Here is a 24,713-nt window from a genome sequence, read left to right as displayed (position 1 = left end):
AGGCCGTTGCGCCGAAGCGGCCCGGATCACCGCGCGATGGCTGGCAGCCGCTCGCTCCACAGCGTGGACTGGTTGCGGCCATTGCGCTTGGAGTAGTACAGCGCCGCATCGGCCCGCTCCAGGCAGCCCTGGGCCGATGCATCGCTGCGCTGCAGCTCGTACACGCCCAGGCTGATGGTGATGTGCAGGTCTCCGGCCTTGCCCGCATCGATGGCCTGCCCGGCAATGGCTTCGCGCAGGCTTTCGGCGCGCCGCAGGCCCACCTCCGCATTGGTGTCGGACAGCAGCACAGCGAATTCCTCGCCGCCCAGCCGGCCCACCATGTCTTCCCTGCGCATCTCCTGCGCCACCGAGGCCAGCAGTTCCTTGAGCACGATGTCGCCCACCGCGTGGCCGTAGCCGTCGTTCACCTGCTTGAAGTGGTCTATGTCCAGCATGATCAGCGTGGAATGCGCGACCAGGCCGCTGCGCAGATGGTCCAGCTCCATCGCCAGCCGCTCCAGGAAGGCGCGGCGGTTGGGAATGCCGGTCAGCGCGTCGGTCAGCGCCAGCGTTTCCAGCTGGGATTCGCGCTGCTGCCGCTCCGTCGCATCGTGGAAGACCCAGCAATGGCCGATGGAGCGGTCGCCGTCGCGCAGCTGCATGCCCTCGATCTCCACATAGTGGCCATCGGGCAGCGCATGCAGGGAGCGGCCGGCCACGGGCCCTGCGCTGAGTACGTCCGCCACCGACGCCGGCAGCAGCTGGATCAGCGCCGGCATGCCCAGCCCCACAAGGGCGGCAGGCGCCATGTCCAGTTGCAGGGCAGCGGCCAGCATGCGGTTGGCCGCCAGCACATGGCGGCCCTGCGCGTCGGTGACCAGGATGCCTGCGGGAAAGCGGTCGATGATGGCCTCCAGCCGGTGCTGGGTCTCGGCCAGCGCGGTCTCGGCGCGCCGGCGCGCATCGGTGTCGATCATGGTCCAGATGACGCGGCCATCGTCCTCGTCGGGGTCCAGCAGCGAGCCCTGCATGTCGAACCAGTGGTCCGAGCCCGACGGCATGCGCAGGATCCATTCCGTGCGCACCGTGCCGCGTGCGTTGAGCTGCCCGTACAGCTGGCCAAAGCGTTCGAAACTCTCGTCGCTGACATGCAGCGAGCGCAGGTTCACGCCACCGGGCAGCCGCTCCGTCTCGATCTGGAAGGTCTGCGCCGCGCGCTCGTTGGCATAGAGGATTTCGCGCTGGGGACCGGCCATCACGATGAGGGCGCTGCCCCGGTCCAGCAAGGCCTTGATCAGGCGGGACTGCTCCACGCGCTGCTGTATGTCGGTGTGCGTGCCCAGCATGCGCACGGGCTTGCCGTCGGCATCGCGCTGGGTGATCTCGCCGCGCGACTCCACCCACAGCCAGCTGTCGGCCGAGCCGCGCAGCCGCATCTCCACACGGAAGTCGGCACCGGCCTCGGCATGGCGCTGCAGCCGCGCCAGCACGCGCGCCCTGTCCGAGGGATGGACCATCGCGCAGAAGGCGTCGTAGTTCATGGGGAACTGGCCTGCCTCGAAGCCCAGCATCTGGTAGCAGCGCGCATCCCACTCCACATGGCCGCTGCGGCAGTCCCACTCCCACAGGCCGTCACGCACGGCGCCCACCGTCAGGCGCAGGCGCTCCTCGCTGTGGCGTATGGATTCCTGTATGGCCTGGTCCTGCGTGACGTCGTGCACATAGCCATGCCACAGCAGCGAGCCGTCTTCCTCCTGCTGCGGCCGGGCGTGGCCGTGCAGCCAGCGCAGCTCGCCTCCAGGCCCGTAGACGCGGTATTTGTGCTCCCAGACATCCTTGCGCCCCACGCTGTCCTGCACCGAGGTCGCCAGGGCGGGCAGATCCTCGGGGTGCACGCGCTTGAGCAGTTCATGGTCGGCGAAACGCACGGCGTCGGCCCTTGCGCCATGCAGCTCGAAGAACCCCGGGCTGGTGAAGGGAAACTGGAACTGGCCATCCGCGCCGATGCGGAACTGGAACAGCCCCCCGGGCACCTCCTGCGCCAGCCGCGCGAAGCGCCGCTCGCCCTGCAGCCGCATGCGCTCGCTGAGCTGGCGCTGGCGCGCCAGCCACAGCGTCAGCAGTACGGCCAGCAGCAGCACCGCCGTGCCTATGCCATTGCGCAGCAGGCCGCGCTCCAGCGATTCCTCCAGCGATTCGAAGATGGCCTTCTTGTCCAGCCCTGCGCTGACGATCAGCGGATAGCCCTCCACCCTGCTCCAGGCATACATGCGCAGCACGCCATCGACCGAGGACTCGGCCTCGTAGGTGCCGCGCTCCATGGCCGGCGCGAACTGTGACACGCGCACATCGGAGACCGAACGCCCCATCACCTCGTCCTGTCCCTGAGAGCGCGCCAGATAGACACCGTCGGTGCGCAGCAGCAAGATCACGTCCTTGGCGCCATCGAAGATGGACTGGAAATACCCCGAGATGTAGTCGGGCGACAGCGACAGCACCAGCACGCCCGAGAAGCGCCCCTGGCGGTACAGCGCGCGGCTCAGCTGTATGGTCCATTTATGGGAGACGCGCCCCTGCACGGGCCGGCCGATGAACATCCCCATGGTCTCGCGGTTGGCATGGACCTGGAAATGCTCCCGGTCGCGGATCGAGACCTTGGCGGCCCGGGTCTGCGCATCCTGCTGCAGATTGGAGTAGACGATGTCCCCGCTCTCGTCGGCCACGGCGATCTGCAGGAAGGTGCCGGCCGGATAGGCATCGAAGGTGGTCTGCACGGCATGCTGAAAGACGTCGGCCTCGCCATCGGCAAAGTCGGACTCCAGGCCGCGCATGGTGTAGTCCAGGCCGGACAGCAGGGTCTGCACCTGCACCGAAACCGCATGCGACATCTGCCCCACGCGCAGCCAGGACTGGGCTTCGGTGAAGTTTCGCTGCGTGCGATGGCTGTCCACCAGCACCGTCCAGTACGCCACCGTGGCCAGCAGCACGCAGCACAGGCCTACCCAGACGGCCACGGCGGTCTGGGTGAGAGGTTCGGCGTTCAGCAGACGGAAAGGCTTTGCGCGCATATCGAACACCATGTTGAGTCACACAGACCCCGCGCCCTCAGGGGCGGTGGCCCGCAACAGGCCGCCGGGGAGCCATCAGACTGAGCGCAACAATTGTTTCACACACCAGCGCCCCGGCTTATCAGCTCAATCCGATCTTTGCGACAGTGCCCAGGCCACATGCTCGCGCACCATGGCGTCGGGATGTTCGGCGCGGCTGGCCAGCGCCTGGCGCAGTGCCGTATCGCCGGTTTCACGCCAGGCGTTTCCCAGCGCCACGGCCACGTTGCGCAGCCAGCGCGCATGGCCTATGCGCCGGATGGGACTGCCTTCGGTCAGGCGCAGGAAGGTCGCCTCGTCCCAGGCGAAGAAGTGCACCAGCTGCCCGCCAGCCAGGATCTCGCGCGCATCAAAATCAGGCAGGCGGCTGGGCTGGGCAAACTTGTTCCAGGGGCAGGCCAGCTGGCAGTCGTCGCAGCCATAGATGCGATTGGCCATCAGCGGCCGCAACTCCTCGGGAATGGCGCCCGCATGCTCGATGGTCAGGTAGGAGATGCAGCGCCGCGCATCCACCCGGTGCGGCGCCACGATGGCGCCCGTGGGGCAGGCCGTGATGCAGGCCGCGCAGCTGCCGCAGTGCGCGGTCACCGGCGCCGTGGGCGCCAGCGCCAGGTCCACATAGATCTCGCCCAGGAAGAACATGGAGCCTGCCTCGCGGTTGAGCACCAGCGTGTGCTTGCCGCGCCAGCCCTGGCCGCTGCGCCAGGCCAGCTCGGCCTCCAGCACGGGAGCGGAATCGGTGAAGGCGCGGTGGCCGAAGGGGCCGACCTCCTGGGCGATGCGCTCTGCCAGCTTCTGCAGCCGGTTGCGCAGCACCTTGTGGTAGTCACGGCCCCGGGCATAGACGGAGACGATGCCCTCGGCGGGCCGCTGCAGCCTCTCCCACTCCATGGCCTGCCAGGCGCCGGGCGCGTCGGCGGGCGTGTCGCGCGGCAGGTAGTCCATGCGGGCCGTGATCACGCTCACGGTGCCTGGCACCAGCTCGGCAGGCCGCGCGCGGCGCAGTCCGTGGGCCTGCATATAGTCCATCTCGCCATGGAACCCCTGGGCCAGCCACTGCATCAAACCCGGCTCCGCAGACGACAAATCCACGCCAGCCACGCCAATTTGGGAAAATCCCAGTTCGCGGGCCCAGCCTTGCATCAAAGGAACCAATTGACTGCTGCACAACATACTCCCTCGATTGTAGAAAGCGCCCGGCCGCAGGATGCGGAAACTGCGGGCCATCGCTGGATATGGGGCAGCGAGGAAGACACGCAGCGGTTTGCGCAGCAGCTCGCGGACCATCCGGCGCTGCGCAATGCCTACGTCACGCTGCACGGCGACCTGGGCGCCGGCAAGACCACGCTGGTGCGGCACTGGCTGCGCGCACTGGGCGTGCAGGGCCGCATCAAAAGCCCCACCTATGCCGTGGTGGAGCCGCACGAGGCGCCGGGCCTGTCCATCTGGCATTTCGACTTCTACCGCTTCGATGATCCGCGCGAGTGGGAGGATGCAGGATTTCGCGATATTTTCGCCAGCCCCGGTCTCAAGCTGGCAGAATGGCCCGAAAAGGCCGCAGCGCTTACGCCTGCGGCAGATATAGCTATTCATATCGAAGCAATCGACGAGACGCAGCGCCAGGTGAGCCTGATCGCCGGCACGCCCGTCGGACGCGCCGTGATCGAAGCACTCAAGGCATGAGCGACGCCCAATCCTTCTCCTATCCGTCCGGCCTGTCGCGCCGCAACCTGCTGCAGGCGGGCTCCATCGTGCTGCTGCTGGGCCGCCAGCACATTGCGCACGGCGCCACCATCGTGGCCGTGCGCGTCTGGCCTGCGCCAGAGTACACGCGCGTGACCATCGAGTCCGACCGGCCGCTGGCTGCCAAGCAGTTCTTCGTGGACCAGCCGCCTCGGCTGGCCGTGGACATCGAAGGCATCGACCTCAATCCCGCGCTGCGCGAGCTGGTCGCCAAGGTGCGCTCCGACGACCCCAACATCGCATCCATCCGCGTGGGCCAGAACTCGCCCAGCGTGGTGCGCCTGGTGATCGATCTCAAGCAGCCCGCCAAGCCCCAGGTCTTCACCCTGCAGCCGGTGGCGGCCTACAAGCACCGGCTGGTGTTCGACCTGTACCCGGCCAAGGCCGTGGACCCGCTGGAGGCGCTGATCAGCGAGCGCCTGCGCGATGCCTCCGGCGACGACACCGCCGTGGCGTCGGCACCTCCACCACCTCCTGCACCCGCAATGCCCCGCCCCCCAGGCGCCGCGGCGCCGGCCCCCGACCCCCTGGGCGACCTGATCGCCCAGCACAGCGGCGGCCCGGGCGGCAAGACGCCTGCGCCGCCGCCTGCCGTGATCGCGCAGGCGCCGGCTCCCGCGGCTGCGCCGCGTCCTCCTGCCCCAGCGCCTGCGCCCGTTCCGGCCCCTGCCCCCATTGCCGCGCCCAACATCGCCACCTCGCGCCAGACCGACCGCATCATCATCGTGGCGCTGGACCCGGGCCACGGCGGCGAGGACCCCGGCGCCACCGGCCCCAGCGGCACGCGCGAGAAGGATGTGGTGCTCAAGATCGCCCACCTGCTGCGCGACCGCATCAACAACACCCGCATCGGCGGCAGCCCCATGCGCGCCTTCATGACGCGCGACGCCGACTTCTTCGTGCCGCTGGCCACCCGCGTCGAAAAAGCCCGGCGCGTTCAGGCCGACCTTTTCATCAGCATCCATGCCGATGCCTTCACCACGCCAGCTGCGCGTGGCGCCAGCGTCTTTGCGCTCAGCGACAAGGGCGCCTCCAGCACGGCCGCGCGCTGGCTGGCCAACAAGGAAAACCAGTCCGACCTCGTGGGCGGGCTGAACATGGGCTCGCAGGACCAGCACGTGCAGCGCATGCTGCTGGACATGAGCACCACGGCCCAGATCAAGGACAGCCTCAAGCTCGGCGGCGCCCTGCTGGGCGAGATCGGCAACATGGCCAAGCTGCACAAGCCGCGCGTGGAGCAGGCCGGCTTTGCCGTGCTCAAGGCGCCCGACATCCCCAGCGTGCTGGTGGAGACCGCCTTCATCAGCAACCCCGAGGAAGAAGCCCGGCTGCGCAGCAGCGCCTACCAAGTGCAGCTGGCCGACGCGCTGATGCGCGGCATCCGCAACTACTTCGCGCACAACCCGCCGCTGGCCCGCAGCCGCTCCGTCTGAGCCGCGAGGGTTGCCACAGGCACGGCGGCATGCCGTCCGCCGCCCCTGTCGGACAGGCAGGACCGGACGCTTCCAAACCGCCCGGCCCCAGCTCGGGCAACTCTCCTACCACGGCCGCAGGCCGTGAATGAGAGCATGCCAACATGTTCCACACAATGCTTGCGCCACCATCCATCCGCCGAAGCAACGCAGGCCACGACAGGAGATGAACATGAAGACACGCCTTTATTCCATTGCCGCCGCTGCTGCCATTGCCTTGTTCTCTGCCGGCTGTTCCACCAACCCCAGCAACGCCCAGATCGGTACCGGCGTCGGCGCCGTGGCCGGTGGTGTGGTGGGTGACGCACTGTTCGGCAGCACGCTGGGCACCGTGGGCGGCGCAGCCGCTGGCGCACTCATCGGCAACGAGGTGGGCAAGCGCAACGACCGCCGCTGACCGCTGCCGCCGCCGTTCGGCCACTGAACGAAAAAGCCCCTTGCGCCATCACGGCGCAAGGGGCGTTTTGCTGGGCGCTGAAGGCTCAGGAAGCCGTCTTGGGCGCGCGGCCCGCGCGCCATGCGCCGAAGATGGCGATCAGGCCCGGCACCAGGATCAGGCCCCAGATGATCTTCTCCAGGTTCTCGCGCACCCAGGGCAGGTTGCCGAAGAAATAGCCGGCGGCGCTGATGCCGAACACCCAGACAATGGCTCCGCCCACGTTGAAGGCCGTGAACTTGCCCCGGTCCATGGCAGCCACACCGGCCACGAAGGGGGCAAAGGTGCGGATGAACGGCATGAAGCGCGCCAGCACGATGGTGATGCCGCCGTAGCGCTCGTAGAACGCATGGGCCTGGTCGAAGGCACGCCGGTTGAACCAGCGCGAATCCTCCCACTGGAACACCTTGGGCCCTATGTAGCGGCCTATGGTGTAGTTGCACTGGTCGCCCAGCACGGCCGCCACCAGCAGCACGGTGCAGGCGATCGAATAGTCCATCAGCCCCACGCCGCACAGCGCGCCGACGATGAACAGCAGCGAGTCGCCGGGCAGAAAGGGCATGACCACCACGCCCGTCTCCACGAAGACGATGAGAAACAGCAGCGCATACACCCAGGGTCCATAGGCCACGACGAAGGCCTCCAGGTGCTTGTCTATGTGCAGGATGAAGTCGATCAGGAACTGAATGATTTCCAAAAGAAGGTCCTCCGCGGCGGGCGCCGCACCGGCCCGTACTGTACTTCGCCGGCATGCCCCCACAGCCGAGCCAGAGCCAATCGCACCGCCGCGCACACCGGCGCTTGCATGGAACTACAAATGCTTGGAATCGCGCCTGTTTTGTTACACAACTTGATAAAACTCTACGAAAAACTCACGAGTGCGTCAGCTTTTTGCAGGCAAAGTCCTTGCATGCCGTCGGCACCGCCGTCCCGGCCTCACCACCATCATCAGGACAAAAGGAAGCAAGCCATGAACAAGACCCTTCGCACCTTCGAGCGCATGACTGAACGCAAGTCGGGCACCACCATGGGCCGCAGCCTGGCCGTCGCCGCCCTTGTGGCCGGCTCGCTGGCCCTGGGCGGCTGCGCCCACCGTCCCAACAACGCGCAGCTGGGCACGGGCGTGGGTGCCGTGGCCGGTGGCGTGCTGGGCAGTGCCCTGTTCGGCACCACGCTGGGAACCGTGGGCGGCGCGGCCGCCGGTGCGCTGGTCGGCAACCAGATGGGCAGCAACAGCGACCGCGCCGGCCGCCGCCGCTGAGGCCGCGCGGCCCCGGCCGCTCTCATCAAAGAGTGCCCCCGGCTCTGGCCTTTGTGGCCGGGGACGCCTCTTGGAGCCGCCTGTGCGGCTCCTTTTTTTGCGGGTGCCCAAGGCACTCCGACCCCATTCCCACAGGCCTCAAGCGGTGGATGCGAGCCCCTAGAATTGCCCTGTGAACGCATCCACCCCCTCCCCAGACACCCTTCCCCGCCGCCCCATCCGCGACCTGCCCGACGAGCTGATCAGCCAGATCGCGGCCGGCGAAGTCGTCGAGCGTCCTGCCTCGGTGGTGCGCGAACTCGTGGACAACGCCCTGGATGCCGGTGCCCGCCAGATCAACGTGCGGCTGCTGGCCGGCGGCGTGCGCCTGATCTCGGTGGAGGACGACGGCGGCGGCATCCCGCGCGATGAGCTGCCCGTGGCATTGCGCCGCCATGCCACCAGCAAGATCACCGATCTGCACGACCTGGAGACCGTGGCCACCATGGGCTTTCGCGGCGAGGCGCTGGCGGCCATCTGCTCGGTGTCGGAGGCGTCCATCCTCTCGCGCCCTGCGGGCCAGGAATCGGCCTATCTGCTCGATGCGCGCAGCGGCGAGCTGCGCCCCGCCGCCCGCAACCAGGGCACGACGGTCGAGGTCAAGGAGCTGTTCTTCTCCACGCCGGCCCGCCGCAAATTCCTCAAGAGCGATGCCACGGAGCTGGCCCACTGCATAGAGTCCGTGCGCCGCCATGCCCTGGCCCGGCCCGACGTGGGCTTTGCCATCTGGCACGAAGGCAAGCTGGTCGAGCAGTGGCGTGCCGCCGGCAGCATGTCGGACGAAGCCCTTGCGCGCCGCCTGGGCGATGTGCTGGGCGACGCCTTCGTGCAGAACTCCGTGACCGTGGAGCACTGGTCGGGCGCCGTCCATGTCACGGGCCGCGCGGGCATTCCCGATGCGGCGCGCTCCCGGCCCGACCACCAGTTCTGCTACGTCAATGGCCGCTTCGTGCGCGACAAGGTGCTGACCCACGCCTCGCGCAGCGCCTACGAGGATGTGCTGCACGGCCACAAGCAGCCCGTGTATGCGCTGTATGTGGAGATCGACCCCGCGCGCGTGGACGTGAACGTGCACCCCACCAAGATCGAAGTACGCTTTCGCGACAGCCGCGAGGTGCACCAGGCCGTGCGCCACGCCATAGAGAACGCGCTGGCCGCACCGCGTGCCGCCGCAGCAGCCGCTGCGGCTGCCGAAGAGGCCGCGCGCACGCCCGAGCTTGCGCCCGCCGCTGCGGCAGCGCCGGCCACGGCGCCCAAGGCATCCATGCCCGCCTGGCCCCAGGCCCGCATGAGCTTTGGCGATGAGCAAGGCGGCCACAAGGTCAGCAATATGGCGGGGCTGTGGGCCCCCATGCGCGAGGCCGCAGCCGCAACGGTTGCAAGTCCGGCCCAGGCCTTGGCCGCCGAGCAGCCAGCCGTGCTCGCCGTACCCGCTGTGCCCACTGCTGCCCTGGCCCCCGTCAGCTACGCGCCCCCGGCTTACGCGCCGGCCGTCCAGTCCCCGACTGTTGCCGTTGCCGAGCCTGCTCCTGCGGATTTCTCTGCGCCCCGCACATCATCCGCAGCGGCCCCGGCAGCGTCCGACGAGCCCGTCTGGCCCCTGGGCCGCGCCGTCGCCCAGATCCACGGCGTCTACATCCTGGCCGAGAACGCCCAGGGCATGGTCGTGGTGGACATGCATGCGGCGCACGAGCGCATCGTCTACGAGCAGCTCAAGAATGCCGTCAATGCGGCAGAACAGATCCCCAGCCAGCCGCTGCTGATTCCCGCCACCTTCGCCGCCACGCCCGAGGAAGTGGCCACGGCCGAGGCCCATGGCGACACGCTGCAGGCGCTGGGCATGGAAGTCTCGCCCTTCTCTCCCAAGACGCTGGCCGTGCGTGCCGTGCCCGCCACCCTGGCCCAGGGCGATGCCGTGGAGCTGGCGCGCAGCGTGCTGGCCGAGCTGGCCCAGCACGACGCCAGCACCGTGGTGCAGCGCGCGCGCAATGAGATCCTGGCCACCATGGCCTGCCACGGCGCCGTGCGCGCCAACCGCCGCCTGACGCTGGACGAGATGAACGCCCTGCTGCGCCAGATGGAAGTCACCGAGCGATCCGACCAATGCAACCACGGCCGCCCCACCTGGCGGCAGATGAGCATGAAGGAGCTGGACGCGCTGTTCCTGCGCGGCCGGTAAACCGCCCCGGCAACACTCAGTCGCGCATTTTTGCGAAGGCCGCGAGCTGCTCGTACTTGCGGTCTTCCTCGGCGATCAGGCGCGCCAGGTCCTCGCGGCCCGTGGCCGGCACCATGCCGGCATCTTCCAGGCGCTTGCGCACGGCGGGCTCGGCCAGCGCCTCCTGCAGCGCAGCGGTGATGCGCTGGGCCGTGTCCGCAGGCAGGGCGCGCGGCGCCATCAGCGCAAACCAGCCCACCAATTCATAGCCGCGCAGCGGCGCCAGCTCGGCCATGGCCGGAACCTGGGGCAAGGCGGACAGGCGCTGCGCGCTGGTGACCGCCAGCGGCACGATGCGCCCGCTCTGCAGGAACGGTTGCGCCGCCGTGGGCGAGAGCACGGCCAGGTCCAGGCTGCCGCCCGCCAGGTCGCTGGTCAGCGGCGCCACGCCCCGGTAGGGCACATGGGCGATGGAGATGCCCGCGCGCTGGTTGAGCAGCTCGCCCGCGAAATGCAGGGTCGATCCCACGCCCGAGCTGCCGTAGCTGAGCTTGCCGGGCTGGCGCTTCGCCAGCTCCAGCAAGTCGGCCATGCTCTTCACGCCCAGGCCGGGGCGTGCGGCCAGGATCAGCGGGCTGGTGGCCACCAGGCCCAGCGGCGTGAAATCGCGGCGCCCGTCATAGCGCTGAGCGGGGTTGACGATGCGCGTGGCCACCAGTTCGTTGCTGGCCCCCACCAGCAGCGTGTAGCCATCGGCCGGTGCCGAGGCCACGCGCTGGGCCGCAATGGCGCCGGCCGCCCCGCCCACGTTGTCCACCACCACCGTGCCGCGCAGCCGCACGGCCAGCCCATCCCCCACCACGCGCGCCGCCAGGTCCACCGATCCACCGGCCGGGTATCCGACGACCAGCTTCAAGGGCTTGGAGGGGAAGCTGCCCTGAGCAACGGCCGGCAGGACCAGCCCCAGCGCGGCCGCGCCCAGGAGGCTGCGGCGGCTCAGGACCTGGCGGGCCTCGGAGAAGAGAGGAAATGCAGTGCGCATGGTGGCAATCGCAGGTGAAGTCGTGAAAGGAATCCGGTGCGGGCGCGGCGCCTCAGGCGGCGGACAGAAAGCGCCGGGCCAGCTTCACCCAGTATGTGGCGGCCAACGGCAGGATGCGGTCGTTGAAGTCGTAGCCGGGGTTGTGGACCATGCAGCCGCCCGTGCCATGGGTGTCGCCCACGCCGTTGCCCACGATCAGGTAGCTGCCCGGGCATTGTTCGAGCATGAAGGAGAAGTCCTCGCTGCCCGTCAGCGGCTGCAGGTCGGGGATCAGCGCCTGCTCGCCCAGCCAGTCGCGCGCCACCTCGCGGGCGAAGGCCGTACTGGCCGCATCGTTGACCAGGGCCGGATAGCGCCAGCGGTAGTCCACCACGGCCTCGGCCCCCAGCGTGGCGGCCTGGGCATGGGCCAGCGCGGTGATGCGTTCACGCAGCAGGGCACGCACCTCGGGCCGGTAGGCGCGCACGGACAGGCGAAGCTCCACCTCGCCAGGGATCACGTTGGGAGCATCGCCGCCATGGATGGCGCCCACGCTGACCACGGCCATGTCGCGCGGATCGACATTGCGCGAGACCACGGTCTGCAGCGCCAGCACCAGGTGGGCCGCCGCCACCACCGGGTCGGCCGACAGGTGGGGCGCCGAGCCATGGCCGCCCTTGCCGCGCACGGTGATGATCACCGTGTCCGACGAGGCCATGAACGAGCCCTCGCGAAAGCCGAACTGCCCCTCGGCAAAGCCCGGCATGTTGTGCAGCGCAAAGATGGCATCGCAGGGGAAGCGCTCGAACAGGCCGTCCTCCACCATCTTGCGGCCGCCGCCCAGGCCCTCCTCGGCCGGCTGGAAGATCAGGTGCAGCGTGCCGTCGAAGCCGCGTGCCTGGGCCAGCTCGCGCGCGGCGGCCAGCAGGATGGCGGTATGGCCGTCGTGCCCGCAGGCATGCATGCGGCCCGCATGGCGGCTGGCGTAGGGCAGGCCGGTCTGCTCGTGGATGGGCAGCGCATCCATGTCGGCGCGCAGGCCCAGCCGGCGCGTGCCCGAACCGCAGCGCAGCGTGCCGACCACGCCCGTGCCTCCCAGGCCCCGGTGCACTTCATAGCCCCAGGAGGCCAGGCGCTCGGCCACCAAGTCGCTGGTGGCGAACTCCTCGAAGGCCAGTTCGGGATGGGCATGCAGGTGATGGCGCAGGGCCACCATCTCGGCCTGCGTGGCACGAATGCCGGCAAGCACCGGATCGGCGGCTTCGGCCGTGGTGGAAACGGGCGGATCAATGTTCATGCCCGCAGTCTAGGAAGCGTGGGCAGCGGGCGGAAGACCGCCAGCGCCTGCCCTGCCAGGCATTGCCTGTCATCCCCCGGCATGCGCCGATCACAGCAATGGCAGGGATGGCGGCCATGGCACGAAACCTGCAAGATCGGCCCATGCATTCCCAGCCCCACCTCGATGCCGGTCCCGCCATGAAGCTGCACCAGATGCGCTACCTCGTCGCCGTGGCCGGCTGCGGCAGCGTGCGCGCCGCGTCACGCGCGCTGGGCATCACCCAGTCGGCCATCACCCAGGCTCTGCGCGAGCTGGAGGAAGGCCACCGCCTTGCGCTGTTCGAGCGCCAAAGCAGCGGCATCGTCCTCACGCCGGCCGGGCGCACGCTGCTGCGCCATGCCCAGCTGATCACCGGGCAGATGGCCCAGGCCGAGGATGAAATGGCCCGCCTGCGCGACACCTGCGCCGTGGCGCGCCTGTCCGTGGGCGTGACGCCCTGGGTGGGCCAGAGCCTGCTGCCCCATGTGCTGCGCGCCTTCCGCGCCGAACTGCCCCAGGTGCGGCTGGAGCTGTTCGAGGGCCTGTCGGCCGTGGCCCATCCGCGCCTGCGCGAAGGCACGCTGGACCTGCTGATCGGCCGCGTGCCCTCGGGCCCCTCGGGCGGCGACCTGCATGGCACGCCGCTGTTCCGCTACGACGCCACCGTCGTGGCCCGCACGGGCCATCCGCTGGCAGGCGCCCGCTCGCTGGCCGAGCTGATGGACTGCGACTGGCTGCTCAACTACACGCCGCCTGAAGAAGACGACCTGGTGCGGCGCCTGTTCCTGCGCCACGGCCTGCCCGTGCCAGTGGGCCACATCCACCTGGTGCATTCGGCATCGCTGCTGCTGCACCTGATCGCGCACAGCGACATGCTCTCGTTCTGCCCCTGGCCGCTGATCGAATCGGGCGTGCCCCAGGGTACCCTGGTGCCGCTGTCCCTGCGCGAGCAGTTCGAGCCCCACACGGTGGGCGTGGTCCAGCGCGGCCACGGCCCCCTGCCCTGGGTGGCCGAGCGCTTCGTGCACCACCTCATGGAGCAGGTCCACGCCTGCCGCCACAGCCCGGACCCGGTGCTGCAGCGCGTGTTCCGCTCCATTGACGTGCTGGCCTGAGGGTGCCTCAGCGCAACGTGGCCTGGGCCACCGGCACGTTCGCCGATTCGCCGGCCGGCACGTCAGCCGGCACATCCCAGCCCCCGCCCAGCGCGCGGATCAGGCCCACGGCGGCCTGGTACTGCGCGGACTTCACCTGCAGCGCCTGGCGGCGGTTGCGCAGTTCGCTGCGGCGCGCATCCAGCAGGTCCAGCTGGCTGACGTAGCCATTGCGGTAGCGCGTGTCCGACAGGCTGGTGGCACGCTGGGCGGCCACCACGGCCTGGCCCTGCACGGTGGACTGCTCCTGCAGGATGCGGATGGATGACAGCTGGTCCTCCACCTCCTGGAAGGCCACCAGCGCCTGCTGGCGGTAGGCGGCCAGCGCGGCATCGAGCTGCGCGCCTGCGGCCTGCACACCGGCCTCGCGCCGGCCGCCGTCGAACAGCGGCAGCGACAGCAAGGCGCCCACGCCCCAGGAGCGCATGGACCACTTGAACAGGTCACCGACCTCAGGCGAGGCATGGCCGGCCGCGCCGGTCAGCGAGATGCTGGGGAACCATGCCGTCTTCGCCACGCCCACGCGCGACTGCGCGGCGAACACGGCGCGCTGCGCAGCCGAGATGTCGGGCCGGCGCATGAGCACCGTGGCCGGCACGCCGGCTGGGATGGAGGGCAGAGCCGTGGTCCAGGCACCTTCGCCCAGGCCGAAGCGCGAGGCCGAGTCACCCACCAGCACGGCCAGCGCATGCTCGACCTGGGCGCGCTGGCGGTCCAGTGCCAGCGCATCCGATTCGGTGGCCGACAGCTCGGCCTGGATGCGGGCCACGTCCAGTTCGGCAATGTCGCCGGCCTGCAGCCTTCGCTCCGACAGGCGCAGCGTGTCGCGGTAGGCCTCCACAGTCTCGCGCATCAGGGCGCGCTCGGCGTCCAGAGCGCGCAGTTGCAGATAGGTCTGTGCGACCTCGGCCTGCACGGCCAGCCGCGTGCTTTGCAGCAGGGCCTCGCGGCCCTCGGCGTCCAGCCGCGATGCGTCGGCCGCCTGGGAAATGCGGCCGAACAGATCGACCTCGTACGATAGGTTCAGCCCCGCATTGACCAGGGTGGCAGGCCGTGTGCCCGAGGCCTTGTCCAGCCCCGCGCCGCGCGTGGCCCCTGCGCCCAGGCCCAGTTGCGGCATGCGCTCGGCATTGGCGCTGCGCGCCAGGGCGCGGGCCTCGGCCAGGCGTGCGGCCGCGGCCTGGATGCTCTGGTTGTCCAGCGTGGCCTTGTCCACCAGCGCGTCCAGCGCCGGGTCGGCAAAGGCCAGCCACCATTGGCCGCGTGCCTGAGCTTCGGCGGGCAGGGCCTGGGTCCAGCCCGCCTGCGGCGCGGCGCCCTGCTCCTTGAAGGCGGGGGCGGCCGGCAGCTCGGGCAGGCTCTGGGACACGCTGGCGCAGCCGGCCAGGGCCAGCGTCGCCACCAGGGGCAGCAGACGCCTGGACAGTTTCGAAAGCGATGGGATCTTCATGATCGGTTCCTGTTCTTGTGGTGTGGGCTCATTCATGCTCGCCACGCGCAGCAGAGGGCATGGGCAGCGCGCCGCCACCCGAGGCATGGCCGTGGGCGGGTGCCTGTGCAGGGGCCTCTTCCTCCATCTCGGGCCCATGCTGCTTGAGCGGCCGGTTGCCTGCCAGGCGGCGCATCAGCACGTAGAACACGGGCGTCAGGAACAGGCCGAAGGCCGTCACCCCGATCATTCCCGAGAACACGGCCACGCCCATGGCACGGCGCATTTCCGAGCCAGCGCCCGTGGACAGCACCAGGGGCAGCACGCCCATGACGAAGGCCAGCGAGGTCATCAGGATGGGGCGCAGGCGCAGCCGGCTGGCCTCGATGGCGGCCTGTATGGGCGTGCGGCCCTCGAACTCCAGCTCCCGTGCGAACTCCACGATCAAGATGGCGTTCTTCGCACTCAGCCCCACCAGCACGATGAGCCCGATCTGCGTGAAGACGTTGCTGTCGCCGCCCGACAGCCAGACGCCGGTCATGGCCGCCAGCAGGCCCATGGGAACGATCAGGATGATGGCAATCGGCAGGGTCAGGCTTTCGTACTGCGCGGCCAGCACCAGGAACACCAGCAGGATGGCCAGCGGGAACACCAGCACCGCCGAATTGCCGGCCAGGATCTCCTGGTAGGTCAGGTCGGTCCATTCGAAATCGATGCCCTTGGGCAGGGTCTCGGCCGCGATGCGCTTGATGGCGTCCTGCGCCTGGCCCGAAGAGAAGCCCGGTGCGGCACCGCCGTTGATGTCGGCCGTGAGGTAGCCGTTGTAGCGCATGGCGCGCTCGGGGCCGAAGCTGGAATCCACCTTCATCAGCGCCGACAGCGGAATCATCTCGCCCGAGCTGGAGCGCACCTTGAGCATGCCCACGTCCTCGGCACGCGCGCGGTAGGGCGCGTCGGCCTGCACGCGGACGCTGTAGGTGCGGCCGAACTTGTTGAAGTCGTTCGCATACAGGCTGCCCAGGTAGATCTGCATGGTGTCGAAGATGTCCGTCACCGGCACGCCGAGCTGGCGCGCCTTGGTGCGGTCGATGTCGGCGTACAGCTGGGGCACGTTGACCTGCCAGCTGGTGAACATGCCGGTCAGCTCGGGCGTCTGGTAGGCCTTGGCCATGAAGGCCTTCACGGCCGCGTCCATCTGGTCATAGCCCAGGGAGGCGCGGTCTTCCAGCTGCAGCTTGAAGCCGCCCGTCGTGCCCAGGCCCGCCACGGGTGGCGGCGGGAACATGACGATGAAGGCGTCCTGGATGCCCGCGAAGGCCTGGTTGAGCTGGCCGGCCACGGCACCGCCGCTCTGGTCGGCGCGCTTGCGCTCGTCAAAGGGCTTGAGCGTGGCGAAGACGATGCCCGAGTTGGAGCTGTTGGTGAAGCCGTTGATGGACAGGCCCGGGAAGGCGATGGTGTCCTCCACGTTGGGGTTGTCCTTCATGATCTCGCCCATGCGGCGGATCACCTCGTCCGTGCGGTCCAGCGTGGCGCCGTCGGGCAACTGGGCAAAGCCGATCAGGTACTGCTTGTCCTGCGCGGGCACGAAGCCCGAAGGCACGGCCTTGAACAGGCCGAAGGTCACGGCGATCAGCGCCAGGTAGATGGCCAGCATCAGCGCCTTGCGCGAGATCACGCGGCCCACGCCGCCGCTGTAGGCCTCGGAGCCCCGGTGGAACATGCGGTTGAAGCCGCGGAACAGCCAGCCGAAGGCCCGGTCCATGCCGCGCGTCAGCGCGTCCTTGGGCGCATCGTGGCCGCGCAGCAGCAGGGCCGCCAGCGCGGGCGACAGGGTCAGCGAGTTGATGGCCGAGATCACCGTGGAGATGGCGATGGTCACCGCGAACTGCTTGTAGAACTGGCCCGTGAGGCCGCTGATGAAGGCCAGCGGCACGAACACCGCCACCAGCACCAGGGCGATGGCGATGATGGGCCCGGACACTTCGCGCATGGCGCGGTAGGTGGCGTTGCGCGGCGTCAGGCCCACCTCGATGTTGCGCTCCACGTTCTCGACCACGACGATGGCGTCATCCACCACGATGCCGATGGCCAGCACCAGGCCGAACAGGCTCAGCGCGTTGATGGAAAAGCCCAGCAGATGCAGCACGGCGAAGGTGCCGATCACCGACACCGGCACGGCCAGCAGCGGGATGATGGAGGCGCGCCAGGTCTGCAGGAACAGGATCACCACCAGCACCACGAGCACGATGGCCTCCAGCAGCGTGTGCACCACCGATTCGATGGAGGCGCGCACGAACTGCGTGGGGTCGTAGGCGATGCGGTACTCCAGGCCCTCGGGCATGTTCTTGTTCAGGGCCTCCATGGTCTTGCGCACGTTGGCCGAGATCTCCAGCGCATTGGAGCCCGGCGCCTGGAACACGCCCATGCCCACGGCCGGGTCGTTGTTCAGCAGCGAGCGCAGCGAATAGTCGGCCGCGCCCATCTCCAGGCGGCCGATGTCGCGCAGGCGGGTCACGGCGCCGTCGGAGCCGCTCTTGACGATGATGTCGCCGAAGTCCTCCTCGCTTTGCAGGCGGCCCTGGGCGTTGATGGACAACTGCATGTCCACGCCCGGCAGTCCCGGCGAGGCGCCGACCACGCCGGCCGCAGCCTGCACGTTCTGGCCACGGATGGCGGCCACCACATCGCTGGCCGACAGGCCGCGCTGCGCCACCTTCTGCGGGTCCAGCCACACGCGCATGGCGTAGTCGCCGCCGCCGAAGATCTGGATCTGGCCCACGCCCTCGATGCGCGCCAGCGGATCCTTCACGTTCAGCACCGCGTAGTTGCGCAGGTAGTTGATGTCATAGCGCTGGTTGGGCGAGACCAGGTGCACCACCATGGTCAGGTCGGGTGCGCTCTTGACCGTGGTGATGCCCAGGCGGCGCACTTCCTCGGGCAGGCGCGGCTCGGCCTGCGAGACGCGGTTTTGCACCATCTGCTGCGCCTTGTCGGGGTCGGTGCCCAGGCGGAAGGTGACGGTCAGCGTCATCACGCCGTCGCTGGTGGCCTGGCTGCCCATGTAGAGCATGCCTTCGACGCCATTGATCTGCTCTTCCAGCGGCGTGGCCACGGTCTCGGCGATCACCTTGGGATTGGCGCCCGGGTACTGGGCGCGCACCACCACGGATGGCGGCGCGACCTCGGGGTATTCCGAGATTGGCAGCCCGCCCATGGCGATCAGGCCGGCGATCAGCATCAGCAGCGAAAGCACGCCCGCGAAGATCGGCCGGTCAATGAAGAATTTGGATAGGTTCATGGTGTTTGGCTCCGCCACGGCAAAGCGCGGCCCATGCCGCCTGCGGTCAGGCGGCATTTCAGAGGCAGGAAAGGTGTGCGGCTAGATCAGGACTTGGTTGCGTCAGCCACTTGTTCGGCTGCCTGCCGGGTGCCCGGCTGGCGGGCATCGGCCCGCGCATCCATGGACACCTCCTTGGGCGCGACCAGGGCGCCGGGGCGGATGTGCTGCAGGCCGTTGACCACCACGCGCTCGCCAGGCTGCAGGCCCTGGGTCACGTTGCGCAGGCCGTTGACCGAGGCGCCCAGCACCACCTCGCGGTAGACGGCCTTGTTGTCGCCGCCCACCACCATCACGTACTTCTTGCTCTGGTCCGTGCCGATGGCGCGCTCGCTGACCAGCAGCATGCTGCTGTCGCGCGCCTGGCCCATGCGGATGCGGGCGAACTGGCCGGGCATGAGGGCGCCATCCTTGTTGTCGAAGGCGGCGCGCACGCGCACGGTGCCGCTTCGGGCATCGACCTGGTTGTCGATCAGCTGCAGCCGGCCCTCGAAGGGCGTGCTGCCGGCCGTGGCCGTGCCCATCTGCACGGGAATGCTGTCGATCCTGGCGCGGTTGCCCGCGCCGCCGCCCAGCTCCTTGAGCGCGCGCGTGATGACCTGCTCATCGGCATCGAAGCTCGCATAGATGGGGCTGACCGAGACCAGCGTGGTCAGCACCGGCGCGCCCGGGCCTGCGGCCACCAGGTTGCCCACGGTGATCTCGCGCTTGCCGATGCGGCCCGACACGGGGGCGCGCACCTGGGTGTAGCCCAGGTTCAGCCGCGCCGATTGCAGGGACGCCTGGGCCGCGCGCAGATTGGCCTCGGCCTCGCTGCCTGCGTTGATGCGCTCGTCCAGCTCGCGCTGGGCAATCGCCCGCTCGTCCCACAGGCGGCGTGCGCGCTCCTGCTCGCTGCGTGCATAGGACTGGCGTGCCTGGGCCGAGGCCACCTGGGCTTCGGCACGCTCGACCTCGGCCGCATACGGTGCGGGGTCGATGGTGATCAGCAGATCGCCCTGCTTGACCAGCGCGCCCTCTCGAAAGTGCACGGCCTGCACGGCGCCGGCGACGCGGGAGCGGATGTCCACGCGCTCCACGGCTTCAAGGCGGCCCGAGAACTCGTCCCAGGCGGTGACCTCGCTTTCGGCGACCGTGGCCACCGACACAGGCGTGGCGGCGGGCTGGGCGCTGGCGGGCGCGTCATCGGCCTTGGCATCGAAGCCGTGCAGGCCGAACAGGCCGGCGCTGACGGCGAGGATGGCCGCAGCGGCGGCCGGCAGCTTCCAGCCCTTGCGCTGGGCCGAGGCGGAAGAAGAGGGTGAGGAGGATGAGGTGGATTGGGTGGACATGGTGTTTTTTTGCGTAATTCAGGGAACACGATGCCCGCCCGGCGCCTGAACGCGCCGGGAAGGCGGAATCGAAATGGAAAAACGGGGGCAGCAAGGTTCGCCGGCTGCGGCGGCGCGGGGCCTAGCCCGGTGCTGCGGGCTTGTTCATGGTGGCCTCGAAGAAGTCATGCACATGCTGGAACACGGCGGCGCTGCAGGCCGTACAGGCCTCGGCCTCGGACAGGGCCTGCGGCCAGTTCGACGCGCTGGGCAGCACATGGCTGCTGGCCGTCACGCCGGCCGCGCGCAGGCGGGCCGCATAGGCCTGGGCCTCGTCGCGCAGCGGGTCGTCGCCACCCACCAGCACCAGAGCCGGCGGCAGCTGGGCCAGGCGCAGCGAGCTGCCGGGTACGGCATAGGGATGCATGGCGTCCTTGGGGCAGCTCAGGTACTCGCGCCAGCCCGTGGCCCAGCGGCATTCGCCGGCCTCGGGCGTGGCCTCGCGCTGCGAGGCGGTGCCGGTGCAGGGATCGAGCATGGGCGACACCAGGATCTGGCCTGCCAGCGGAGGGTGGCCCCGGTCTCGCGAGATCACGGCCACGGCGGCGGCCAGGTTGCCGCCGGCTTCTTCACCCGCGAGGAACAGCGGCGCGCCCTTGCCCGCCATCTTCACGCGGTGCTTGTACAGCCACTGCAGCACGGCGTAGCCCACCTCGATGGGCTGGGGAAACGGATGCTCGGGCGCCAGCGGATAGGCCAGCGACACCACGACGGCGCCCGCCTCGGCCAGCAGCCGGCCGATGTAGCGGCCGTTGTCCAGCGTGCCGCAGACAAAGGTGCCGCCATGGAAATGCAGCACCAGAGGCGAAACCGTGCCGGGCCTGCGCTGGCCATAGGCGCGCGCAGCCACGGTGCCGTGCTCGGGCAGCTCGATGGAGAATTCTGTTTCGGCAATCTGCGCCCCGGCGGCGGGGCCGTTCGGAGGCGACGAGGAAGTGGACATGGCGCGAACCTGCGGCAATGGTCGATGGTTGGAATATAGGCGGCGCCGGCCATGTCTGAAATAGCAACGCAGCCATCGCTCTGTTTCCGTTTCACGAACAATCGCCCGACACGGCGCGTGTGAGAATTCCGCCGAGCCGGCATTCCCTTGCCGGGCGCTGCAGGAGCATCTTTCCATGGACCAGATCCAGGCCATGCGTGTCTTCGTTCGCGTGGTGGAAGCCGGCAACTTCACCCGCGCCGCCGATTCGCTGGACCTGCCCAAGGGCACGGTCACCAAACAGATCCAGGCGCTGGAGGCGCGCGTGCGCGTCAAGCTGCTCAACCGCACGACGCGGCGCGTCACCGTCACGCCCGATGGCGCCGCCTACTACGAACGCGCGGCACGCCTGCTCAACGACTTCGACGATCTCGAAGCCAGCATGGTCAACACCCAGACCGCGCCCAGCGGGCGGCTGCGGCTGGACGTGGGCAGCTCCATGGCCCGGCTGATCATCATTCCGGCGCTGACCGAATTCTGCGAACGCTATCCCGACATACAGATCGACCTGGGCGTGGGCGACCGCCTGGTGGACCTGATCAGCGACAACGTGGACTGCGTGATCCGCGGGGGCGAGCTCAGCGACCAGTCCCTGGTGGCGCGCCGCATCGGCTCGATGAACTGGGTCACCGTGGCCTCGCCCGCCTACCTGGCACGCCATGGCGTGCCCCAGCATCCGTCCGAACTGGATACGAAGCACCAGATCGTCGCCTTCTTCTCGGGCCATACGCGGCGCATGTACCCGCTGGAATTCCAGCGGGGCGATGAATCCATCGAGGTGGCGGGCAACTACCGCATCGCGGCCAACGACAGCAATGCCTACACGGCCGCCGTGCTGGCGGGCTTTGGCATCGCGCAGCTGGTCACGGCCTTTGCCCAGCCGCTGATCGACAGCGGCGAACTGGTCGAGGTCCTGCCCGATTGGACCCAGCCGCCGCTGCCCATTCACGTGGTCTACCCGCCCAACCGCCACCTCAGCGCCAAGGTGCGGGCCTTCGTGGACTGGGCGGCCGACCTGTTCGCGCGCCATCCCCAGCTGCAGCGCAACTGAAAGGCCGGCGATGGGATGGCCGGGCGGGCCCAAGCCCCGTCCGGCTGCAAGGCCTTCCCAGCCATTCTTCATGTCAGCGGGCATGGCGCCAGCCATTCCCATTCGCCATGACCATGCACGCCACCGGATACGGCCGATCCAGGGGCCTGCCTGCCCGCCCACTGCTGCACGCAGCTTTCTGCCATGCACCAAATACCGTCAACCCCCTCTGAAGATGCACCGAAACACGGCACGAAGGCACCAAGCTCGGGCGCCGTTCACCAAAACGATGCATGACGGCATAACTTTTAGGCATAATCTTGGTTTGCACTCACCCCTTCCCGCAGCCGTTTTTAGTCAGAGGTTTTTTCCATGAAGTACGAGTCCGTCGGCCAGTTCCTTGATGAAGTCGCGCAACGCAATCCCGGCCAGCCCGAATTCCTGCAAGCCGTCACCGAAGTGATGGAAAGCCTGTGGCCCTTCATCGAGAAGAACCCCAAGTACGCCGAGCACGGACTGCTGGAGCGCCTGGTCGAGCCCGAGCGCGTGGTCATGTTCCGCGTGAGCTGGACCGACGACAAGGGCCAGGTGCAGGTCAACCGCGGCTTCCGCATCCAGCACAGCATGGCCATCGGCCCCTACAAGGGCGGCCTGCGTTTCCACCCCTCGGTCACGCTGTCGGTGCTCAAGTTCCTGGCGTTCGAGCAGACCTTCAAGAACGCGCTGACCACGCTGCCCATGGGCGGCGGCAAGGGCGGCTCGGACTTCGATCCCAAGGGCAAGAGCCCCGCTGAAGTCATGCGCTTTTGCCAGGCCTTCGTCACCGAGCTGTTCCGCCACGTGGGCCCGGACACCGACGTGCCGGCAGGCGACATCGGCGTGGGCGGCCGCGAAGTGGGCTTCATGGCCGGCATGTACAAGAAGCTGTCCAACAGCGCCGCCAGCGTGTTCACGGGCAAGGGCCTGTCCTTCGGCGGCTCGCTGATCCGCCCCGAAGCCACCGGCTACGGCACCGTCTACTTCGCCCAGGAAATGCTGGCCACGCGCGGCCAGTCCTTCGCAGGCAAGACCGTCTCCGTCTCCGGCTCGGGCAACGTGGCCCAGTACGCCGTGGACAAGGCCCTGCAACTGGGCGCCAAGGTGGTGTCGGTCTCCGACTCCTCGGGCACCGTGTATGACCAGGACGGCTTCACCACCGAGAAGCTGGCCATCCTGATGGACGTGAAGAACCACCGCTACGGCCGCGTGGACGAGTACGCCAAGCTGGTGGGCGCTGAGTTCCTGCGCGGCAAGACGCCGTGGCACCTGAAGGTGGACGTGGCCCTGCCCTGCGCCACGCAGAACGAACTGACCGAGGAAGATGCCAAGGTGCTGATCGCCAACGGCGTGGTCTGCGTGGCCGAAGGCGCCAACATGCCCTCGACCATCGAAGCCGCCAAGGCCTTCGAGAAGGCCGGCGTGCTGTACGCACCGGGCAAGGCCAGCAATGCCGGTGGCGTGGCCACCTCGGGCCTGGAGATGAGCCAGAACGCGGCCCGCCTGTCCTGGCCAGCCGAGGAAGTCGATGCCCGCCTGCTGCAGATCATGCAAGGCATCCACGCCGCCTGCCTGAAGTACGGCAAGCGCGAGGACGGCACGGTCAGCTACATCGACGGCGCCAACATCGCCGGCTTCGTCAAGGTAGCCGATGCCATGCTGGCCCAGGGCGTGATCTGAGCGTCAGCGCTCCCCACCCCTGACGAAAGCCCATGCAGCCTGCTGCATGGGCTTTTTTCATGGAAAGAGATGGATTCGCGCGCCTTACCTGTCGCGCACCGCATCGGCCAGCGCCGCCCAGGCCTTGAGCGTCAGCGCATGCGTGAAGGCCGCGCCCGCCACCGGGTGCGATGACAGCTTGACCACCACCATCTGCGCGGCCGGGTTCACGTGGATGAACTGGCCGTGAATGCCGGCGGCCTCATAGGCGCCATCGGCGTTGTGCAGTACCCACCATTGGTTGCGGTAGCTGTAGCCGGGCCGCGCGGCCTGGATGCCGCGGAACTTGAACTGCTCGCGGTCGCCGCCGCGCGCAATGTCGTCCAGTACCGCCTTGTCGAAGATCTTGTGGCCGTTGAAGCTGCCGCCCAGGCGCAGCATCTCGCCCACGCGCGCCAGGTCACGCGCCGTGGCGTTCAGGCCCGCGCCCTGCAGCGGCGTGCCGGTGCTGTCCACCATCACATAGGCGTCTTCCTGCATGCCCAGCTTCTGCCAGATGTTCTCGCTCATGAGATCGCTCCAGCGCCGGCCCGTGACGCGCGAGACGATCCAGCCCAGCACCTCGGAATGCACGGTGCGGTAGACAAAGCCCTCGCCATGCGTGCCTTCCTTGGGCAGCGTCTTGAGGAAGTCGTACACATTGGTCGGCCCCGCGTAGCCGGGCGGACGCGGCAGCATGCCCGAGGCCCAGGAGTAGCCGAAGATCTCGGTCCTGGGGTCGGTGTAGTCCTCGCGAAAGCGCACAGCCCCGGTCATGTCCATGACCTGGCGCACCGTCATGTCGCCCCAGGCAGAGCCTTCCAGCTCGGGCACGTATTTAGAGCGGCTAACACCACTTGGTCAGAAGCCCCCCGCAGAGCGTTATGCTCGCTGCCCTCATGGCACGACGACCCGTAAGCAAAGAACTGTGGCGACAGCTACAACCTCTCATCCCAGCCTTCGTACCTTCCTCCAAAGGCGGTGCGCGCAAGCTCGCAGTCAGCGATGAAGCCGCCCTCAACGGCATCCTGTTTGTGTTGCAAACAGGCATTCCGTGGGAAGACCTTCCCCAATCCCTTGGGTACGGCAGCGGCATGACTTGCTGGCGCCGCCTGCGCGACTGGAACGCTGCTGGTG

Annotated in this window: 18 protein-coding genes and 1 pseudogene; 9 read left to right on the top strand and 10 right to left on the bottom strand. The window is 68.7% G+C overall.

From position 1 onward, the window contains the following. Positions 1-26: 26 nt before the first annotated feature. Together HFGMBDPB_RS24745 and queG are read right to left on the bottom strand one after the other, a co-directional pair. Complete coding sequence (locus HFGMBDPB_RS24745; protein WP_209801623.1) at positions 27-3,062, bottom strand: diguanylate cyclase; 3,036 nt, start codon at positions 3,060-3,062, stop codon at positions 27-29. A gap of 114 nt (positions 3,063-3,176) precedes the next feature. Continuing rightward, positions 3,177-4,232 (bottom strand): tRNA epoxyqueuosine(34) reductase QueG, encoded by a 1,056-nt coding sequence (gene queG / locus HFGMBDPB_RS24740; protein WP_212646495.1) that lies wholly within the window; start codon positions 4,230-4,232, stop codon positions 3,177-3,179. A gap of 12 nt (positions 4,233-4,244) precedes the next feature. Between queG and tsaE the strand changes: the two genes are divergently transcribed. From tsaE to HFGMBDPB_RS24725, 3 genes are all read left to right on the top strand, one after another. Next, positions 4,245-4,772, top strand: a complete 528-nt coding sequence (gene tsaE / locus HFGMBDPB_RS24735) for a tRNA (adenosine(37)-N6)-threonylcarbamoyltransferase complex ATPase subunit type 1 TsaE (protein WP_016447663.1) — start codon at positions 4,245-4,247, stop codon at positions 4,770-4,772. Beyond that, positions 4,769-6,265 (top strand): N-acetylmuramoyl-L-alanine amidase, encoded by a 1,497-nt coding sequence (locus HFGMBDPB_RS24730; RefSeq protein ID WP_061287429.1) that lies wholly within the window; start codon positions 4,769-4,771, stop codon positions 6,263-6,265. Before tsaE ends, HFGMBDPB_RS24730 begins: the two co-directional genes overlap by 4 nt. Positions 6,266-6,476: 211 nt before the next feature. Beyond that, positions 6,477-6,701 carry a YMGG-like glycine zipper-containing protein gene (locus HFGMBDPB_RS24725; RefSeq protein ID WP_016447665.1) on the top strand — a complete coding sequence of 75 codons (225 nt, stop codon included), beginning with the start codon at positions 6,477-6,479 and terminating at the stop codon, positions 6,699-6,701. An 85-nt stretch (positions 6,702-6,786) separates the two neighbouring features. Here HFGMBDPB_RS24725 and HFGMBDPB_RS24720 read toward each other — a convergent pair whose 3' ends face one another. Then, entirely contained in the window at positions 6,787-7,437 is a 651-nt protein-coding gene (locus HFGMBDPB_RS24720) for a DedA family protein (protein WP_016447666.1), read from the bottom strand. A 273-nt stretch (positions 7,438-7,710) separates the two neighbouring features. Here HFGMBDPB_RS24720 and HFGMBDPB_RS24715 point away from each other — a divergent pair, with 273 nt between their 5' ends. Then, complete coding sequence (locus tag HFGMBDPB_RS24715) at positions 7,711-8,001, top strand: YMGG-like glycine zipper-containing protein (protein ID WP_016447667.1); 291 nt, start codon at positions 7,711-7,713, stop codon at positions 7,999-8,001. A 172-nt stretch (positions 8,002-8,173) separates the two neighbouring features. Next, a complete protein-coding gene (gene mutL / locus HFGMBDPB_RS24710) occupies positions 8,174-10,219 on the top strand; it encodes a DNA mismatch repair endonuclease MutL (RefSeq protein WP_212646494.1) in 2,046 nt (681 codons plus the stop codon). Between the two features lie 16 nt (positions 10,220-10,235). Here mutL and HFGMBDPB_RS24705 read toward each other — a convergent pair whose 3' ends face one another. After that, positions 10,236-11,240, bottom strand: coding sequence for a Bug family tripartite tricarboxylate transporter substrate binding protein (locus tag HFGMBDPB_RS24705; RefSeq protein WP_212646493.1), 1,005 nt, complete (start codon positions 11,238-11,240; stop codon positions 10,236-10,238). A gap of 52 nt (positions 11,241-11,292) precedes the next feature. Further along, entirely contained in the window at positions 11,293-12,516 is a 1,224-nt protein-coding gene (locus tag HFGMBDPB_RS24700; RefSeq protein WP_070080928.1) for a M20 aminoacylase family protein, read from the bottom strand. 116 nt (positions 12,517-12,632) lie between these two features. On the opposite strand from HFGMBDPB_RS24700, the gene HFGMBDPB_RS24695 reads away from it, so the two are divergent. Then, a complete protein-coding gene (locus HFGMBDPB_RS24695; RefSeq protein ID WP_074921123.1) occupies positions 12,633-13,652 on the top strand; it encodes a LysR family transcriptional regulator in 1,020 nt (339 codons plus the stop codon). A gap of 7 nt (positions 13,653-13,659) precedes the next feature. Here the strand turns inward: HFGMBDPB_RS24695 and HFGMBDPB_RS24690 are convergent, their stop codons facing one another. The 4 genes from HFGMBDPB_RS24690 to HFGMBDPB_RS24675 all read right to left on the bottom strand — a co-directional run bounded on the left by HFGMBDPB_RS24690 (position 13,660) and on the right by HFGMBDPB_RS24675 (position 20,773). Further along, on the bottom strand, positions 13,660-15,141 hold the full coding sequence (locus tag HFGMBDPB_RS24690; RefSeq protein ID WP_212646492.1) for an efflux transporter outer membrane subunit: 1,482 nt from the start codon (positions 15,139-15,141) through the stop codon (positions 13,660-13,662). Positions 15,142-15,169: 28 nt separating this feature from the next. Continuing rightward, positions 15,170-18,421, bottom strand: a complete 3,252-nt coding sequence (locus HFGMBDPB_RS24685; protein ID WP_212646491.1) for an efflux RND transporter permease subunit — start codon at positions 18,419-18,421, stop codon at positions 15,170-15,172. Positions 18,422-18,507: 86 nt separating this feature from the next. After that, complete coding sequence (locus tag HFGMBDPB_RS24680) at positions 18,508-19,791, bottom strand: efflux RND transporter periplasmic adaptor subunit (RefSeq protein WP_016447674.1); 1,284 nt, start codon at positions 19,789-19,791, stop codon at positions 18,508-18,510. A 121-nt stretch (positions 19,792-19,912) separates the two neighbouring features. Further along, positions 19,913-20,773, bottom strand: coding sequence for an alpha/beta hydrolase (locus HFGMBDPB_RS24675; RefSeq protein WP_016447675.1), 861 nt, complete (start codon positions 20,771-20,773; stop codon positions 19,913-19,915). 175 nt (positions 20,774-20,948) lie between these two features. Between HFGMBDPB_RS24675 and HFGMBDPB_RS24670 the strand changes: the two genes are divergently transcribed. Then, positions 20,949-21,863 carry a LysR family transcriptional regulator gene (locus HFGMBDPB_RS24670; protein WP_212646490.1) on the top strand — a complete coding sequence of 305 codons (915 nt, stop codon included), beginning with the start codon at positions 20,949-20,951 and terminating at the stop codon, positions 21,861-21,863. Between the two features lie 351 nt (positions 21,864-22,214). Continuing rightward, positions 22,215-23,558 carry an NADP-specific glutamate dehydrogenase gene (gdhA, locus tag HFGMBDPB_RS24665; RefSeq protein WP_212646489.1) on the top strand — a complete coding sequence of 448 codons (1,344 nt, stop codon included), beginning with the start codon at positions 22,215-22,217 and terminating at the stop codon, positions 23,556-23,558. Between the two features lie 84 nt (positions 23,559-23,642). Here gdhA and HFGMBDPB_RS24660 read toward each other — a convergent pair. Then, a pseudogene (locus HFGMBDPB_RS24660) lies at positions 23,643-24,419 on the bottom strand (serine hydrolase domain-containing protein); the annotation flags it as partial. Positions 24,420-24,475: 56 nt separating this feature from the next. On the opposite strand from HFGMBDPB_RS24660, the gene HFGMBDPB_RS24655 reads away from it, so the two are divergent. Beyond that, on the top strand, positions 24,476-24,713 hold a 238-nt coding region (locus HFGMBDPB_RS24655), incomplete at its 3' end, for a transposase (RefSeq protein WP_249343495.1).

The sequence above is a fragment of the Delftia sp. PE138 genome (genome assembly GCF_018320755.1).
GTDB classification, from domain to species: Bacteria; Pseudomonadota; Gammaproteobacteria; order Burkholderiales; family Burkholderiaceae_C; genus Comamonas; species Comamonas tsuruhatensis.
The sequence above is the reverse complement of the archived record's forward strand: the minus strand, read 5'-3'. Positions and strand labels throughout refer to the sequence as shown.